General features: G+C 54.5%; 13 protein-coding genes. 10 read left to right on the top strand and 3 right to left on the bottom strand.

The window, feature by feature from the left end; all coding sequences use genetic code 11:
• Positions 1–85 precede the first annotated feature (85 nt).
• Positions 86–1,201: a YcbX family protein gene (locus tag ACREYP_RS15075; protein WP_336817838.1), complete on the top strand. Its 1,116-nt coding sequence runs from the start codon at positions 86–88 to the stop codon at positions 1,199–1,201.
• Here the strand turns inward: ACREYP_RS15075 and zapC are convergent.
• Complete coding sequence (gene zapC / locus ACREYP_RS15080; RefSeq protein WP_008461231.1) at positions 1,198–1,740, bottom strand: cell division protein ZapC; 543 nt, start codon at positions 1,738–1,740, stop codon at positions 1,198–1,200. The two genes, ACREYP_RS15075 and zapC, sit on opposite strands and share 4 nt — an antisense overlap.
• 153 nt (positions 1,741–1,893) lie before the next feature.
• Entirely contained in the window at positions 1,894–2,904 is a 1,011-nt protein-coding gene (pyrD, locus tag ACREYP_RS15085; RefSeq protein ID WP_008461229.1) for a quinone-dependent dihydroorotate dehydrogenase, read from the bottom strand.
• Between the two features lie 247 nt (positions 2,905–3,151).
• On the opposite strand from pyrD, the gene ssuE reads away from it, so the two are divergent.
• The 5 genes from ssuE to ssuB are packed head-to-tail and all read left to right on the top strand — an operon-like array spanning position 3,152 to position 7,407.
• The gene (gene ssuE / locus ACREYP_RS15090) at positions 3,152–3,727 is read left to right on the top strand and encodes an NADPH-dependent FMN reductase (RefSeq protein WP_008461226.1); all 576 of its coding nucleotides are present in this window, start codon (positions 3,152–3,154) and stop codon (positions 3,725–3,727) included.
• Entirely contained in the window at positions 3,720–4,697 is a 978-nt protein-coding gene (locus ACREYP_RS15095) for a sulfonate ABC transporter substrate-binding protein (protein ID WP_008461224.1), read from the top strand. Before ssuE ends, ACREYP_RS15095 begins: the two co-directional genes overlap by 8 nt.
• Positions 4,694–5,839 carry an FMNH2-dependent alkanesulfonate monooxygenase gene (gene ssuD, locus ACREYP_RS15100; RefSeq protein WP_008461223.1) on the top strand — a complete coding sequence of 382 codons (1,146 nt, stop codon included), beginning with the start codon at positions 4,694–4,696 and terminating at the stop codon, positions 5,837–5,839. The genes ACREYP_RS15095 and ssuD overlap by 4 nt, the downstream gene beginning before the upstream one ends.
• 9 nt (positions 5,840–5,848) lie before the next feature.
• Complete coding sequence (ssuC, locus tag ACREYP_RS15105; protein WP_213715929.1) at positions 5,849–6,640, top strand: aliphatic sulfonate ABC transporter permease SsuC; 792 nt, start codon at positions 5,849–5,851, stop codon at positions 6,638–6,640.
• Positions 6,637–7,407 carry an aliphatic sulfonates ABC transporter ATP-binding protein gene (ssuB, locus tag ACREYP_RS15110; protein ID WP_166995518.1) on the top strand — a complete coding sequence of 257 codons (771 nt, stop codon included), beginning with the start codon at positions 6,637–6,639 and terminating at the stop codon, positions 7,405–7,407. The genes ssuC and ssuB overlap by 4 nt, the downstream gene beginning before the upstream one ends.
• A 37-nt stretch (positions 7,408–7,444) precedes the next feature.
• Here the strand turns inward: ssuB and pepN are convergent, their stop codons facing one another.
• On the bottom strand, positions 7,445–10,057 hold the full coding sequence (gene pepN, locus ACREYP_RS15115) for an aminopeptidase N (protein WP_336708478.1): 2,613 nt from the start codon (positions 10,055–10,057) through the stop codon (positions 7,445–7,447).
• A gap of 214 nt (positions 10,058–10,271) precedes the next feature.
• Between pepN and ACREYP_RS15120 the strand changes: the two genes are divergently transcribed.
• From ACREYP_RS15120 to ompF, 4 genes are all read left to right on the top strand, one after another.
• A complete protein-coding gene (locus ACREYP_RS15120; RefSeq protein ID WP_336817839.1) occupies positions 10,272–11,516 on the top strand; it encodes a hypothetical protein in 1,245 nt (414 codons plus the stop codon).
• Between the two features lie 263 nt (positions 11,517–11,779).
• Complete coding sequence (gene pncB, locus ACREYP_RS15125; RefSeq protein WP_166875399.1) at positions 11,780–12,982, top strand: nicotinate phosphoribosyltransferase; 1,203 nt, start codon at positions 11,780–11,782, stop codon at positions 12,980–12,982.
• Between the two features lie 177 nt (positions 12,983–13,159).
• On the top strand, positions 13,160–14,560 hold the full coding sequence (gene asnS, locus ACREYP_RS15130) for an asparagine--tRNA ligase (RefSeq protein ID WP_336817840.1): 1,401 nt from the start codon (positions 13,160–13,162) through the stop codon (positions 14,558–14,560).
• Between the two features lie 596 nt (positions 14,561–15,156).
• On the top strand, positions 15,157–16,260 hold the full coding sequence (ompF, locus tag ACREYP_RS15135; protein ID WP_336817841.1) for a porin OmpF: 1,104 nt from the start codon (positions 15,157–15,159) through the stop codon (positions 16,258–16,260).
• The last annotated feature ends 73 nt before the right edge of the window (positions 16,261–16,333 follow it).

Genomic DNA, 16,333 nt, shown 5'->3' on the forward strand with positions numbered 1-16,333 from the left:
AAAAGAAAATTGTGGCGCATTATAGCTAATCCGCAACGCATGTCATAAAGTTGCCCTCTTATATTTACTTCCCACGGAGGGCGCCGTGATTACTTTGTCTCAACTCTTTATTCACCCGGTAAAATCTATGCGCGGCCTGGCGCTCTCCCACGCGCAGGCAACCACCAGCGGCCTGGCCTTTGATCGCATCTTTATGATTACCGAGCTGGATGGCACCTTTATTACCGCCCGCCAGCATCCGCAGATGGTGCTGTTCACTCCCGCATTCGTGCATGACGGCCTTTATTTATCCGCCCCGGACGGCAGCTCGGCCAGCATTCGCTTTGCTGATTTCGCCGCAACGCCTGAGCCGACAGAAGTCTGGGGCACGCACTTTACCGCGCTCATTGCGCCCGATGAAATTAATCAGTGGCTGAGCGGGTTCTTCTCTCGCCCGGTGCAGCTGCGCTGGGTTGGTGAGCAGCCCACCCGCCGGGTGAAACGCCACGAAGAAGTGCCGCTCTCTTTTGCCGACGGTTTCCCTTATTTGCTGACCAACGAAGCTTCGCTGCGCGACCTGCAAAACCGCTGCCCCGCCAGCGTTAAAATGACCCAGTTTCGCCCGAATATCGTGGTGACCGGTGCCTCTGCGTGGGCGGAGGATACCTGGAAAGTCGTGCGTATTGGCGGGGTCACTTTCGACGTGGCTAAACCCTGCAGCCGCTGTATTTTTACGACGGTTAGCCCGGAACGCGGCCTGAAACATCCGAGTGGAGAACCGCTCAAAACGCTGCAGGGGTTCCGCACCGCGCAGGATAATAGCGGCGCAGTCGATTTTGGTCAGAATTTGATTGCCCGTAACAGCGGAGTTATTCGCGTGGGCGACGAGCTGGAGGTGCTGGCCCACAGGCCGGCGAATGTTTATGGCCCCGGCGAAGTGGTGGAAAGCCTCGAACCTCAGAGCCAGCCTGAAAGCAGCGTCAGCATCGACTGGGAAGGCACGACGTTCCGGGGCAATAACCAACAGATTCTTTTGGAACAGCTGGAAAACAAAGGGATTCGCGTCCCCTATTCCTGCCGGGCCGGGATATGCGGAAGCTGTCGGGTTAGGTTGCTGGATGGCGAAGTGAAAGCACTGAAGAAAGGCGCCATTGGCGCGGACGGCACCATTTTATGCTGCAGCTGCGTGCCTACAGGGAATGTGAGCGTGGCGTCGCGCTAAACGGCCTGATCGAGACTGAGGCCGCTGCTTAAAGGCTGTGGTTTCAGCCGGTCATTCATCACTTTAATGGCATCCCCAAGCTGCATCGTGCGGCCAGCTAACGTGAGCCCCTGCTGAGCAAGCAGGCAAAGTGCGGCATTGTCGCCGGTTTCCACCACCAGCAGGTTCACCTGCTGCATATTCTCGCTTAGCCACACGCAGGCCCCTTCCCCTACTTCTGGCTGCCAGCCGTCGCCGTGGGAGACAAAATGCCAGCTTTTTGGCATCTGCGGTTTGAGGAAGCGAATCGCTACCAGGGCGTTGAGCACCAGCTCGGCGCGCTGCTCTTTCCCTAACGGTAAATCACGGCATTTTTCTTCAAAGGAGAAATAAAGCGCCGCATCATCAACACAAAAACCTGAATTTTCAAAGGCATCCGGGGTTAGCATTTTACGAGGAAAGCGCGAACGGAAAAGCATACCATTGGCCAAATCGAGCATCATTCGATCGTGCTCTTCATCGAAATACCAACGCCAGTTATCATCCGGTTTTATTCGCATAATGCTTACCCTTCATTTATCCCGCTGCTGAATTGCCACTCAAATTCTTACCATATTAATAAAAGACCAATATGTTTAAATAAGCAACAGTAGCGGAATATAAAACAACCAGGACCGAAAATAAAGCCCTGGTTGTCTGTAAAAGGTAAATGATCAGAGATGGGTAACGATTTCTTTAATCAGCGGTGGGCCTTTAAAAATGAAGCCTGAGTATATTTGAACCAACGAAGCGCCAGCCGCCATCTTCTCGCGAGCGGCAACCACGGAATCAATCCCTCCTACGCCAATAATCGGCAGGCGGCCATTTAATTCCTGAGACAGGCGGCGAATAATTTCCGTGCTTTTTAATTGTACAGGACGCCCGCTTAAGCCCCCGGTTTCATCGCAGTGTTTCATGCCCTGAACAAGGCTGCGGTCTAAAGTAGTATTGGTTGCAATGACCCCGTCAATATTATGGCGAACTAAACTGTCTGCCACCTGGATCAATTCTTCTTCAGAAAGATCCGGCGCGATCTTCACCGCCACGGGAACATATTTATGGTGGATCTCTTGCAGCGCTTGTTGCTTATTTTTAATGGCGCTTAAAAGATCGTCCAACGCTTCACCATATTGCAAAGTACGCAGCCCTGGCGTATTCGGTGATGAGATATTGATCGCAATATAGCCAGCATATGGATAAATTTTATCCATGCAGATCAGATAATCGTCTTTCCCCTTTTCAACGGGGGTATCTTTGTTCTTGCCGATATTAATCCCGAGCACGCCGTCGAAATGCGCTTTTTTTACGTTTTCGACCAGGTTATCCACCCCGAGATTATTAAACCCCATTCGGTTAATCAGCCCTTCGGCTTCCACCAAACGGAAGATACGTGGCTTGTCGTTCCCCGGCTGCGGACGCGGCGTCACGGTGCCAATCTCAATGGAGCCAAAGCCCATCGCACCGAAGGCATCGATACATTCCCCGTTTTTATCCAGGCCCGCGGCTAAGCCGAGCGGATTCTTGAACGTTAACCCCATGCAGGTCACAGGTTTTGACGGCACGTTCTGACGCACCAGCCACTCAAGCGGCGTTCCGGTGACAAAGCGTAATTGCTGAAAAGTTAACTCATGAGCGCGCTCTGGATCGAGCTGAAAAAGGGCTTTACGAACGAAGGGGTAGTACATGAACTCTCCTGGATTCCCGGTGTGCAGACCGGGGCGTTATTATTCACGATCCGGGGGATGATTGGAATTGACCTGTCGCAAAAAAGCCTGAATAGAGGCAAACGTTTTCTTTCCCGGCGCGCAATATGCGCTTTTTCGCAAATCTATCCCGGAAAAATCACTTAGCCATGGAAATCATCTCTGCGAGTATCACGCTAATTGTTATCAATATTAGATAAAAGCAAACAATTAGTTATAAGGAGTCGTGATGCGTGTGATTACCCTGGCCGGAAGCCCTCGCTACCCGTCCCGTTCCAGCTCGCTGCTGGAGTATGCGCGGGAGAAGCTGAGCGCCCTTGATGTTGAAGTTTATCACTGGCACTTACAGAACTTCGCGCCTGAAGACTTGCTCTATGCAAGGTTCGACAGCCCGGCGCTGCTGGCGCTCACCGAACAACTCAGCACTGCCGATGGCCTGATTATCGCCACGCCGGTTTACAAAGCCTCGTTTTCAGGCGCGCTAAAAACGCTGCTCGATTTGCTCCCCGAACGCGCCTTAGAGAAGAAGGTTGTTCTGCCTCTCGCCACCGGCGGTACCGTGGCGCATATGCTCGCCGTGGACTATGCCCTTAAACCGGTGCTGAATGCGCTCAAAGCACAGGAGATCCTGCACGGCGTTTTCGCCGACGACGGCCAGATAGCCGATTACCAGCACAAACCTCAGTTCACGCCTAACCTACAAAAACGTCTGGACGAAGCGCTGGAAACCTTCTGGCAGGCGCTCCACCGCCGTGACTTTGCGGTACCTTCGCCGTTTAACGCCCGAGGGGTGAGCCATGTTTAATTTGCTTAAACGCCGCTCTCCATGGCTCGCTTTTGCCGGCCTGCTTGCTTTTTCAACCTATAGCAACGCCTCGGACAGCGGCCCGGAACAGCTGCGCATTGGTTACCAAAAAGGCTCCGTCAGTATGGTGTTAGCCAAAAGCCACCAGCTCCTGGAGAAGCAATACCCGAATACCAAAGTCTCGTGGATTGAGTTTCCCGCCGGGCCACAAATGCTGGAGGCACTGAACGTCGGCAGCATCGATTTGGGCAGCACGGGCGATATCCCGCCTATTTTCGCGCAGGCCGCCGGAGCGGATCTGCTGTATGTAGGTGCCGAGCCGCCCAAACCGAAAGCAGAGGTGATTCTGGTCCCCGAAAATAGCCCCCTGAAAACCGTGGCGGATTTAAAAGGCCATAAGATTGCCTTCCAGAAAGGCTCCAGCTCACACAACCTGGTGCTGCGCGCGTTGCAACAAGCCGGACTGAAGTTTTCCGATATTCAACCCGCTTACCTGACCCCCGCCGATGCCCGCGCGGCCTTTCAGCAGGGGAACGTCGATGCCTGGGCTATCTGGGATCCGTACTATTCGGCGGCACTGTTAAACGGCGGCGTTCGCGTCTTAACGGACGGCAGCGAGCTGAATCAAACCGGGTCGTTCTATTTAGCTTCCCGCCCTTATGCAGAAGCGAACGGCCCGTTTCTTCAACAGGTACTGAAAACCTTTAGCGACGCCGACGCGCTCACCCGCACACAGCGGGCAGCAAGCGTAGCGCTTCTCGCCAAAACGATGGGCCTGCCTGAAGCAGTCATCGCCACTTATTTTGACCATCGCCCTCCTTCAGAAATTACGCCGGTCAACGAAGCGACTGCCGCCAAACAGCAAAATACCGCCGACCTGTTTTATGAAAATCGCCTTGTTCCAAAGAAAGTCGATATCCGAACCCGCATCTGGCAACCCGCCGGCACGACACAAGGAGCTAAGTCATGAGTCTGAATCTGTTCTGGTTCTTACCTACACACGGGGATGGGCACTATCTTGGCAGCGACACGGGAGCGCGTCCGGTCGACTATGGCTACCTGCAGCAAATAGCTCAGGCTGCAGACCGCATCGGCTTCACCGGCGTGCTGATCCCGACCGGGCGTTCCTGCGAGGATGCCTGGCTGGTGGCGGCCTCAATGATCCCGGTCACTCAACGGCTTAAGTTCCTGGTCGCACTGCGCCCGAGCGTTGTCTCCCCTACTCTTGCCGCTCGCCAGGCCGCCACGCTGGATCGCCTTTCCAACGGGCGAGCATTGTTTAACCTGGTGACCGGGGGCGACGCTGAAGAACTGGCTGCGGAAGGCGTTTTTCTAAACCATGAAGAGCGCTATGAGGCCTCTGCAGAGTTTACGCACATCTGGCGACGCGTCCTGGAAGGTGAAACCGTCGACTATGACGGCAAACACATCCAGGTCAAAGGCGCGAAGCTGCTTTATCCCCCGGTACAGCAACCTCGCCCACCGCTTTATTTTGGCGGATCGTCCGATGCCGCTCAGGATCTTGCGGCCGAGCAGGTTGACCTTTACCTGACCTGGGGCGAACCTCCACATTTGGTAAAAGAAAAGATCGAGCAAGTTCGGGCGAAAGCTGAAGCGCGGGGGCGGCAAGTTCGCTTTGGTATTCGCCTGCACGTTATTGTGCGCGAAACCAACGAAGAAGCGTGGCAGGCGGCAAACCGGCTTATTTCTCACCTCGATGACATCACCATCGCCAAGGCACAGGCCGCTTTTGCCCGCAGCGACTCCGTCGGGCAACAGCGCATGGCCGCCCTGCACGGCGGTAAGCGAGACAAGCTGGAGATCAGCCCTAATCTTTGGGCCGGTGTCGGTCTGGTTCGTGGTGGGGCTGGCACCGCGCTGGTGGGTGATGGGCCAACCGTCGCGGCCCGCATAAACGAGTACGCCGACCTGGGCATCGACAGCTTTATTCTTTCCGGCTATCCGCATCTGGAAGAAGCCTACCGCGCGGGCGAACTGCTGTTCCCTCACCTTGACGTGGCGATCCCAGAAATTCCTCAGCCGCGACAGGTTCAGGAAAAAGGCGAAGTTATCGCCAACGATTTTATCCCGCGTAAAGTGGCGCAGAGCTAGGGAGGCACCATGCAAGCGTCCGTGCACAAAGTCTTGCTGCGCCTGGCCCCCTGGGCGCTGCCGGTGGCGATTGTGCTTCTCTGGCAATTAGCTTCGTCTGCAGGCTGGCTTTCCACCCGTATTTTGCCCTCTCCCGAGGGCGTCGTGCTGGCTTTCTGGAGCCTCTCAGCCAGCGGTGAACTCTGGCAGCATCTGGCTATCAGCTCCTGGCGTGCCGTGATTGGTTTCAGCATCGGCGGATCGCTGGGCCTGATCTTAGGTCTGATTAGCGGCCTGTCGCGATGGGGCGAACGCCTGCTGGACAGCTCTATTCAGATGCTGCGCAACGTTCCGCACCTGGCGCTGATCCCGCTGGTGATCCTGTGGTTTGGTATCGATGAGACGGCCAAGATCTTTCTGGTGGCGCTCGGGACGCTGTTTCCTATTTACATCAATACCTGGCACGGCATCCGCAATATCGATCGTGGCCTGCTGGAAATGGCGCGCAGCTACGGCCTTTCCGGGTTTAGCCTGTTCGTGCACGTCATTCTGCCGGGTGCGTTGCCGTCCATTATGGTCGGCGTACGTTTTGCCTTAGGCCTGATGTGGCTGACGCTTATTGTCGCCGAAACGATCTCGGCAAATTCAGGGATTGGCTATCTGGCGATGAATGCCAGGGAGTTCCTGCAAACCGACGTGGTGGTGGTGGCCATCGTGCTGTATGCGCTGCTGGGCAAACTCGCCGATGTCAGCGCCCGCCTGCTGGAACGCGTCTGGTTACGCTGGCATCCGGCTTATCAATTAAAGGAGGAGACGGTATGACAACTGCTCGTCTGAACCAGGGCACGCCGCTGTGGCTCAACGGCGTCAGCAAACGCTACGGCGATAAAAGCATTCTCAATCAGCTTGAGCTGCGTATCCCCGCCGGGCAGTTCGTGGCGGTGGTCGGCCGCAGCGGCGGCGGCAAAAGTACCCTACTGCGCCTGCTTGCCGGGCTGGAAACGCCCAATCACGGCGCGCTATTCGCAGGCAGTGCACCGCTGCGGGACAGCCAGGATGATACGCGGCTGATGTTTCAGGACGACAGGCTGCTGCCGTGGAAAACGGTGATAGATAACGTCGGGCTCGGGCTGAAAAATAACTGGCGAGACGCAGCTCTTCAGGCGCTCACCGCCGTTGGGCTTGAAAATCGGGCCAATGAGTGGCCAGCGGCACTTTCCGGCGGGCAAAAGCAACGCGTGGCATTGGCAAGGGCGCTCATTCATCGTCCGCGCCTGCTGTTGCTCGACGAACCGCTGGGCGCGCTGGATGCCCTGACGCGTATTGAGATGCAGGAGCTGATTGTTTCTTTGTGGCAGGAACATGGCTTTACAGTGCTTTTGGTCACTCATGATGTCAGCGAAGCCGTCGCCATGGCCGACCGCGTGTTGCTTATAGAAGAAGGGAAAATTGGCCTGGATCTGACGGTTGATTTACCGCGTCCGCGCCGCCTGGGATCGGTGAAGCTAGCGGAGCTGGAGGCTGAAGTGCTTGCCAGAGTGATGAAACGAGGTTCTGAGGAGCCGGCGCGCCAGGTGCGCACCGGCTGATTTAATACCCTATCCCTGAAAGGGATAGGGGCAAAGATTACGCCAGCGCTTTGGCAATCTTCTCGAACAGATCCCCGGACAGGTTTTCCAACCCTTTCAACTGCTCCAGCGCGGCACGCATCTTAGCCTGACGTTCGGCGTCATAACGCTTCAGGCGAATCAGCGGCTCTACCAGACGAGAGGCAATTTGCGGGTTGCGGCTGTTCAGCTCGGTCAGCATCTCGACCATAAACTGGTAGCCGCTGCCGTCTTTGGCGTGGAACGCGGCCGGGTTGGCTGAAGCAAACGCGCCAATCAGAGAACGTACGCGGTTCGGGTTACCCAGGCTGAAAGAACGGTGGTTCAGCAGCTCGCGAACCTTCGCCAGCGTGTTGCTGCCCGGGCTGGTCGCCTGCAGCACAAACCACTTATCCATGACCAGGCCATCTTTGTGCCATTTCTCATCGTACTCAGCCAGCAGCGCTTCACGGCATGGCAGCTGCGCGGCCACCGCGGCGGACAGTGCGGCAATAGAATCGGTCATATTGTCCGCCTGCTGATACTGCTCGCGTACCAGTTGCTCAGCAAGTTCAACGTCGCCAAACGCCAGATAGCGCAGGCAAGTGTTGCGCAGCGCGCGCTTGCCGATATCACCGTGATCCACGCGATAGCTGTCGAGCTTATTGGCGTTATAGATAGCCAGGAACTCGTCGGCCAGCTCTGCTGCGAGGGTGCGGGTCAGCGCCCCGTGAACTTCAGCAATGGCGATAGGATCGATGGTCTGGAACAGCTCGGCAATTTCATTCTGCGAAGGCAGCGTCAGGATCTCCGCGGCGAGCGCCGGATCGATCTTCTCATCCAGCAGAATGGCGCGGAATGCGTCAGCCACGTGCAGCGGCAGAGAAAGCGGCTGCCCTTGCTGGCTGCGGTTCACGTTGATCTTGATGTAGTTTGCCAGCAGGCTTTGCGCCGCATCCCAACGGGAGAAGTCGTTCCGCGCGTGGCGCATCAGGAACGTCAGCTGCTGGTCGCTCCATTTGTACTCGAGCTTCACCGGCGCAGAGAATTCGCGCAGCAAAGACGGCACCGGCTGGAAGTAGACATTGTCGAAAACAAAGGTCTGTTCGGCCTGGGTCACGTTCAGCACGTGGTGCACCGGGTGACCGTCCTTCTGCAGCGGAATGACCTTCCCTTCGTTATCGTAAAGCTCGATATCAAACGGGATATGCAGCGGGTGTTTTTCCTGCTGTTCAGCGGTCGGCGGCGTCATCTGGCTGATAGTCAGCGTGTAGTGCTCAGTTTCCGGGTTGTAGTCGTCACGCACGGTGACAACCGGCGTCCCGGCCTGGCTGTACCAGCGGCGGAAATGAGACAGGTCAACGTTGGACGCATCTTCCATCGCCTGCACGAAGTCATCGCAGGTCGCCGCGCTGCCGTCATGGCGTTCAAAGTAAAGCTGCATGCCCTTCTGGAAGTTTTCTTCGCCCAGCAGCGTGTGCAGCATACGAATCACTTCTGAGCCCTTCTCATACACCGTCAGGGTATAGAAGTTATTCATTTCGATAACTTTGTCCGGGCGGATCGGGTGCGCCATCGGGCTGGCGTCTTCGGCGAACTGCATCGCGCGCATGGTACGCACGTTCTGAATACGGTTAACTGCGCGAGACCCCAGGTCGGAGCTGAACTCCTGGTCACGGAAGACGGTTAACCCCTCTTTCAGGCTCAGCTGGAACCAGTCGCGGCAGGTGACGCGGTTACCGGTCCAGTTGTGGAAATACTCGTGGCCGATGACGCGTTCAATGTCGAGATAGTCTTTGTCAGTCGCAGTTTCGGCGCGGGCCAGGACATACTTCGAGTTGAAGATATTCAGCCCTTTGTTTTCCATCGCCCCCATATTGAAGAAGTCGACGGCGACGATCATATAGATGTCGAGGTCATACTCCAGGCCGAAACGGGTTTCATCCCACTTCATGGACGCCTTCAGCGAGGTCATCGCCCAGTCAGCGCGATCCAGATTCCCGCGGTCAACAAACAACTCCAGCGCAACGTTACGGCCGGAACGGGTTTTGAAGCTGTCGCGCAGGACGTCAAAATCACCCGCCACCAGCGCAAACAGGTAGCAAGGTTTTGGGAACGGATCCTGCCACTGCACCCAGTGACGGCCATTTTCCAGCTCGCCTTCGGCAATGCGGTTGCCGTTAGCCAGCAGATACGGATATTTGTTTTTGTCGGCGATGACTTTGGTTGTGAAGCGCGCCAGGACGTCCGGGCGGTCCAGGTACCAGGTGATGTGGTGGAAGCCTTCAGCTTCACATTGGGTACATAACGCTTCCCCGGATTGATACAGCCCTTCAAGCGCGGTGTTGGTTGCCGGGCTAATTTCGTTCACAATCGTCAGCGTGAAGGCGTCAGGAACCTGCTCCAGAATGAGCGCGCCATCTTCCTGGCGATAGTGCGGCCAGGCGCTACCGTTTACGGCAATGGAAACCAGCGTGAGGTCTTCACCATCAAGATGCAGCGGAGCGCCCGCTTCGCCCTGACGGACAATTTTGCTGACTGCGGTGACCTGAGTTTTTGCGGCATCAAGGTCAAAGGTCAAATCGATATCGGTTATCGTATAATCCGCCGCGCGATAGTCGTGGCGATATTTGGCTTGTGGCTGTTGTGTCATAAAAAACCTTATACATCGTCCGTAAGATAACGAACTTCAGTCTATTCCTGTTGCCGGAATGTTGCTACGCAGAATCTTCATCTTTGGCGGCCGATAGCCCAAATTTTTTACCGCTTTATGCGGTATTACGCTTTCTCTCCTGCACCTTCCGGCACGGAACTCTTCCTTTTCCTACGCCACTCAATGCAGCCCCTTCCTCCTGAGAGAACTTAATATGCGTATTCCTCCTTCCGGCCCCATGGCTTTTCATCAGGCCGTTGCCCAAAACGATATTGCTACCATCCAGAAGCTAAGGCAGCAGGGTTATAAACCCGTCGCTCTGGACCAGCATGGAAACTCACCGCTGGATGCGCTGGCTAACCGCCGTGATATTGACGGCACTACGCGGGCGCGGCTTTACCACAGCCTTTTGGCTTCGCTGAATCCCAGTGCGCCGTCGGGCTATATCAAGCCGGAAGCTTTTCATGGCTCTCCCTGGGGCTTTGAAATATTGCGCAGCGGCGCGCTGAAAGGCGGCGTGAACGATCCTAAAGGCGGTTCACAGTCGCTGGAGGGAAAAGTGTTTTTCTCAGATCGAACTCGGGAGTCGAGCAACAAATTTGAAACGCGTGAGAACCTTCGCCAGAAACCGCGCGTGTACGCCAAAGGACTGGGCATCAAGCCCACCACGGTGGAGACGCGCTCGAATCTGTATGTATTGAGCAAAGCCATCAATCATGCTTCTTCTGCCAGCCATTTCCCGGCCTCAACGCTGACGCTAAAAAGCAGCAATAATCTGGAAGAGGCGGTTTATGACAGCCTGGTGCGTCTTTTGTCGAATAACGGCTATCGCCTAAAAAAGGAAACGCCGGAGCAAATCCTGCAGCAAACCGGCGTCCCGGCTCATATCAAATTCGTGGATAACAGCCACCCGCCTTCCGGGGAACAAACGCGGAAACTGATCGGTAACGCCTTTAAGCGCATTGAAAATGAAATGATCGGCGGAAAATTACCGTTCCTGAATCTGCTCAACGATGGGCAAACCCTGCCGCTGGTGTTTGGCTTCAGTAAAGTGAACAACCTGAAAACCCATACCATCCATAATTCGTTGAGCAACACCGCCTCGATGTTTAACTACCAGGCTGAAAACCATCCCCTGAGCGGGACAGCTAACGGCGGCAAGCTCAAAGAAATTGAAGTGAAATCCCTGGCCGATCTTGCCACGCTGACGCTTGCCTGTAGGGTACAAAACGTCGCGTTACCGAAAGACGCGCTAATTCGTATCAACCCAACCCCGAATGAAAAAAAACAGCACGGGCTGAAGGCGCTGTATTTGGATGCATCCGCACTCGCCAGATTCAGTCACGCGCTGCTCGGGTCAGGCACAACGAATATGGGCAGGATGACGCTCGAGCAACTTCAATCGCTGAATCACACCCTGCGTGAAAAAGCGGAGAACGGCAGTCTTCGCATTCGTTAGCTGCCAGTAAACATCGGCGGCCATTCGCCGCCGGTGATTTCACCGAGAAAAGGATGTCGCACGTTTTGTTTAGTACTCTAAACACCATTTAATTCAATGTATTGAACTCTATTATAGCGCCAAACATTTCATAAACTGCCCCAGAGCCTGCCCGTCTAATGTTGTGATCCTGCTTCAATAAACAGATAATCAGGGTATACTCCCGCGTCTTAATTTGCCCGGACTGATGGAAACGCTCCTGTGAGAGGATGCTGAAACGCGCCATGACACGACACGCTTCCCCGATTTTGCAAACGCTTCTGGATACTGACGCCTATAAGCTTCATATGCAGCAAGCGGTTTATCACCGCTATTACGACGTAAATGTCGCAGCGGAATTCCGCTGCCGCGGCGACGACCTGCTGGGCATTCATGCCGAGGCTATTCGTGAGCAGGTCGCGGCTATGCAGCACCTGCGCCTCAGCGACGAAGAATTTCACTGGCTGAAAAGCCTGCCCTTTTTCAAAGCCGATTACCTCGACTGGCTGCGTGACTTCCGCTATGACCCTGCTCAGGTTCAGGTGACCAATAATCATGGTCACCTGGATATCCGCCTAAGTGGCCCCTGGCGGGAAGTCATCATGTGGGAAGTTCCCCTGCTGGCGGTAATCAGTGAAGTCGTTCACCAGCATCGCGCCCCCGGCGTGACGCCAAAAATGGCGCTGGATCACCTGGAAACTAAGCTGCAGGAATTTAACACACTGACCGCCGGGCTGGATCTTTCCCATTTCCGCCTGATGGACTTCGGCACCCGCCGCCGTTTCTCTCGGGAAGTGCAGCAGGCGATTGTCGAGCGCCTCAAGCAGGAGCCGTGGTTTATCGGCACCAGCAACTACGATCTGGCCCGCCGGCTTGATCTTACACCGATGGGCACCCAGGCCCACGAGTGGTTCCAGGCGCATCAGCAGATAAGCCCGGACCTGGCGAACAGCCAGCGCGCGGCGCTGCAGGCCTGGCTGGACGAATATCCCGACCAGCTAGGAATAGCCCTGACTGACTGCATCACCATGGATGCCTTCCTGCGTGATTTCGGCAAGGAGTTTGCCACGCGCTACCAGGGGCTACGCCACGATTCAGGTGACCCGGTTGAGTGGGGAGAAAAAGCCATTGCCCACTACCAGAAGCTGGGTATCGATCCGTTAAGCAAAGTGTTGGTATTTTCCGATAACCTGGATTTAAACAAAGCCGTGGAGCTGTACCGCCGCTTCTCATCCCGGGTTAACCTCAGCTTTGGTATCGGCACCCGCCTGACCTGCGACATTCCACAGGTTAAGCCGCTGAACATCGTGATTAAGCTCGTGGAGTGCAACGGTAAGCCGGTGGCTAAGCTTTCGGATAGCCCGGGAAAAACCATCTGCCACGACAAAGCCTTTGTTCGGGCACTGCGCAAAGCCTTTGACCTTCCGCTGGTTAAAAAAGCCAGCTGATTCAGCGATAATCGGTGAATAGCCGCTTCGCTATTCACCGCCCTTCTCTCATTCCTTTATTTCTTCATTAGTAACGCGAATTCTGCTTGTCTGATGGCGCGCGACAGGTAACATAGATAACCCCCATCTGTGGGTTACTATTTTTTTTGTCATTGACCATTTAATAGAGAGAAAACTATGAGCGTTGTGCCTGTAGCCGACGTACTCCAGGGCCGTGCCGCCGTTGACAGCGAAGTCACCGTGCGCGGGTGGGTACGTACTCGAAGAGATTCAAAAGCTGGTATCTCCTTCCTCGCCGTCTACGACGGTTCCTGCTTTGATCCTGTACAGGCCGTCATTAATAATTCTCTGCCCAATTACAATGAAGACGTGCTGCGCCTGACCACCGGCTGCTCCGTGATTGTGACCGGCAAGGTGGTCGAGTCTCAGGGCCAGGGCCAGGCATTCGAACTTCAGGCTACCAAAGTTGAAGTGACCGGCTGGGTTGACGATCCGGATACTTACCCGATGGCGGCCAAACGCCACAGCATCGAATACCTCCGCGAAGTTGCTCACCTGCGTCCGCGTACCAACATGATTGGTGCCGTGGCTCGCGTTCGTCACACGCTGGCTCAGGCGCTGCATCGCTTCTTCCATGAAAATGGTTATTTCTGGGTCTCTACTCCGCTGATCACCGCTTCGGACACCGAAGGTGCCGGTGAGATGTTCCGCGTTTCAACGCTGGATCTGGAAAACCTGCCTCGCACCGCAGAAGGCAAAGTCGATTTTGATAAAGACTTCTTCGGGAAAGAAGCCTTCCTGACCGTTTCCGGCCAGCTGAACGGCGAAACCTACGCGAGCGCGCTGTCCAAGGTTTATACCTTCGGGCCAACCTTCCGTGCAGAAAACTCCAACACCAGCCGCCACCTGGCGGAATTCTGGATGCTGGAACCGGAAGTTGCCTTTGCCAATTTGGACGACGTTGCCGGTCTGGCCGAAGCGATGCTCAAGTACGTCTTTAAGGCTGTTCTGGAAGAACGCATGGATGACATGAAGTTCTTTGCCGAGCGCGTGGACAAAGAGGCCATTGAGCGCCTCGAACGCTTCATCTCCGCAGACTTCGCCCAGGTGAACTACACCGATGCGGTCGACATCTTGCTGAACTGTGGGCATAAGTTCGAAAACCCGGTTTACTGGGGCGTCGATCTCTCCTCCGAGCACGAGCGTTACCTGGCCGAGCAGCACTTCAAGGCACCGGTGGTGGTGAAAAACTACCCGAAAGACATCAAAGCTTTCTATATGCGCCTTAACGAAGACGGTAAGACCGTTGCCGCGATGGACGTCCTGGCGCCAGGCATCGGTGAAATCATCGGTGGTTCCCAGCGTGAAGAACGTCTGGATGTGCTGGATGCGCGCATGGCTGAAATGGGTCTGAATAAAGAAGATTACTGGTGGTACCGCGACCTACGCCGCTACGGCACCGTGCCGCATTCCGGTTTCGGCCTGGGCTTTGAGCGTCTGATCGCCTATGTTACCGGCGTTCAGAACGTGCGCGACGTGATTCCGTTCCCACGTACCCCGCGTAACGCCAGCTTCTAAGCCAACAAAACCAAAGGCCAGCTCTCCGCTGGCCTTTTTTACATTTGAGAATAAAAGGTCTATTTTCTTCAACGCTCATTAAGCAAACGTCAATTTCAACCTCCATTCCCGACTACCCGGTTACCAACTGTTTCTATCTCACACTCTTTAACAAAAATTGCGCTTAAGTTTGCTCGCATTTCAAATCGGTGCTGGGCATAGCACAATCGTTCACTTTTCACACAGACATCTGGACATCCAAAAACAAGTCAAAAAATGAACAATTGTGAGCAAGAAATACCCATTCACTGAGCTTATGCGGATTAAACATAAGTAATTCATATATATATGTTAACAAGCGAATCATTTTTGTTGCGCTAAGAATGAAATTTGAAATGGTTCACAAAGTTCCCTAAAATTAATATTTAGTTACACATATTTTCTTTTTGAAACTCAATGTGCGCATTTGTAGCACTTTCAGGCTAGCGAAACGGTTTCATGGATGGAAAGATGCCTGACAGATACAGAAAGACACCAAACTATCATCAATAGTTCCGTAAAGAATTATTGACGGCAGTGGCAGGTGTCCATAAAAACCACAATGAGGGTAATAAATAATGATGAAGCGCAATATTCTGGCAGTGGTTATCCCTGCTCTGCTGGTAGCCGGTGCAGCTAACGCTGCAGAAATCTACAACAAAGACGGCAACAAAGTTGATCTGTACGGTAAAGCGGTAGGTCTGCACTATTTCGCTAAAGACAATGGCGCACATAGCCCAAATGGCAATGGTGACCAGACTTACGCTCGTCTGGGCTTCAAAGGCGAAACCCAGATCAACAGCCAGCTGACCGGCTACGGCCAGTGGGAATATAACTTCAGCGGCCACAACTCTGAAGGCGGTACTGACTCTCAGGCTGACAACAAAACTCGTCTGGCCTTCGCTGGTCTGAAATTCGGTGACGCAGGCTCCTTCGACTACGGTCGTAACTATGGCCTGGTTTACGATGCAATCGGCGTGACCGATATGCTGCCAGAATTTGGTGGTGATACCGCCAATAGCGACAACTTCTTCTCCAGCCGTAACGGTGGCCTGGCCACTTACCGTAACCACAGCTTCTTCGGCCTGGTTGACGGTCTGGACTTCGGCGTTCAGTACCTGGGTAAAAACGATCGTGGAAACAACAGCGCTGACGATATCATCCGTTCAAACGGTGACGGCTGGGCGACCTCCGCAAGCTACACCGCTGATGGTTTCGGTGTTGTCGGCGCATACGGCGCGGCTAACCGTCTGGCAACGCAGAACAATCTGAAATACGGCAACGGCAACGGTAAAGCTGAGCAGTGGGCAACCGGTCTGAAATATGACGCAAACAACATCTACCTGGCCGCGCTGTACGGTGAAACCCACAACGCAACTCGCCTGAAAATCAACGGCACAAAAGGCTACCTGAACAAAACTCAGGACTTCTCCGTTGTGGCACAGTACCAGTTCGATTTCGGCCTGCGTCCATCCATCGCTTACTACAAATCTAAAGCGAAAGATGTTGAAGGTATCGGCAGCGAAGACTACATCAACTACATTGATATCGGCGCAACCTACTACTTCAACAAAAACATGTCTACCTACGTTGACTACCAGATCAACCAGCTCGACAAAAACAACAAGCTGGGTGTAGGTTACGACGACACCGTTGCGGTTGGTATTGTTTACCAGTTCTAATTTCAGCCATTTGTTTGTCTGAAATGTTTAAAAACAGGGCTTCGGCCCTGTTTTTTTGTGGCAAAAAAGTAGA

The sequence above is a fragment of the Enterobacter sp. TMH.L2 genome (genome assembly GCF_050847315.1).
Classification (GTDB): Bacteria; Pseudomonadota; Gammaproteobacteria; order Enterobacterales; family Enterobacteriaceae; genus Cedecea.

Excerpts from the sequence above, each read along its gene's own strand:
- zapC (WP_008461231.1), bottom strand. The coding sequence starts at position 1,740 with ATGCGAATAAAACCGGATGATAACTGGCGTTGGTATTTCGATGAAGAG.
- pyrD (WP_008461229.1), bottom strand. The coding sequence starts at position 2,904 with ATGTACTACCCCTTCGTTCGTAAAGCCCTTTTTCAGCTCGATCCAGAG.
- ssuE (WP_008461226.1), top strand. The coding sequence starts at position 3,152 with ATGCGTGTGATTACCCTGGCCGGAAGCCCTCGCTACCCGTCCCGTTCC.
- ACREYP_RS15095 (WP_008461224.1), top strand. The coding sequence starts at position 3,720 with ATGTTTAATTTGCTTAAACGCCGCTCTCCATGGCTCGCTTTTGCCGGC.
- ssuD (WP_008461223.1), top strand. The coding sequence starts at position 4,694 with ATGAGTCTGAATCTGTTCTGGTTCTTACCTACACACGGGGATGGGCAC.
- ssuC (WP_213715929.1), top strand. The coding sequence starts at position 5,849 with ATGCAAGCGTCCGTGCACAAAGTCTTGCTGCGCCTGGCCCCCTGGGCG.
- ssuB (WP_166995518.1), top strand. The coding sequence starts at position 6,637 with ATGACAACTGCTCGTCTGAACCAGGGCACGCCGCTGTGGCTCAACGGC.
- pepN (WP_336708478.1), bottom strand. The coding sequence starts at position 10,057 with ATGACACAACAGCCACAAGCCAAATATCGCCACGACTATCGCGCGGCG.
- ACREYP_RS15120 (WP_336817839.1), top strand. The coding sequence starts at position 10,272 with ATGCGTATTCCTCCTTCCGGCCCCATGGCTTTTCATCAGGCCGTTGCC.
- pncB (WP_166875399.1), top strand. The coding sequence starts at position 11,780 with ATGACACGACACGCTTCCCCGATTTTGCAAACGCTTCTGGATACTGAC.
- asnS (WP_336817840.1), top strand. The coding sequence starts at position 13,160 with ATGAGCGTTGTGCCTGTAGCCGACGTACTCCAGGGCCGTGCCGCCGTT.
- ompF (WP_336817841.1), top strand. The coding sequence starts at position 15,157 with ATGATGAAGCGCAATATTCTGGCAGTGGTTATCCCTGCTCTGCTGGTA.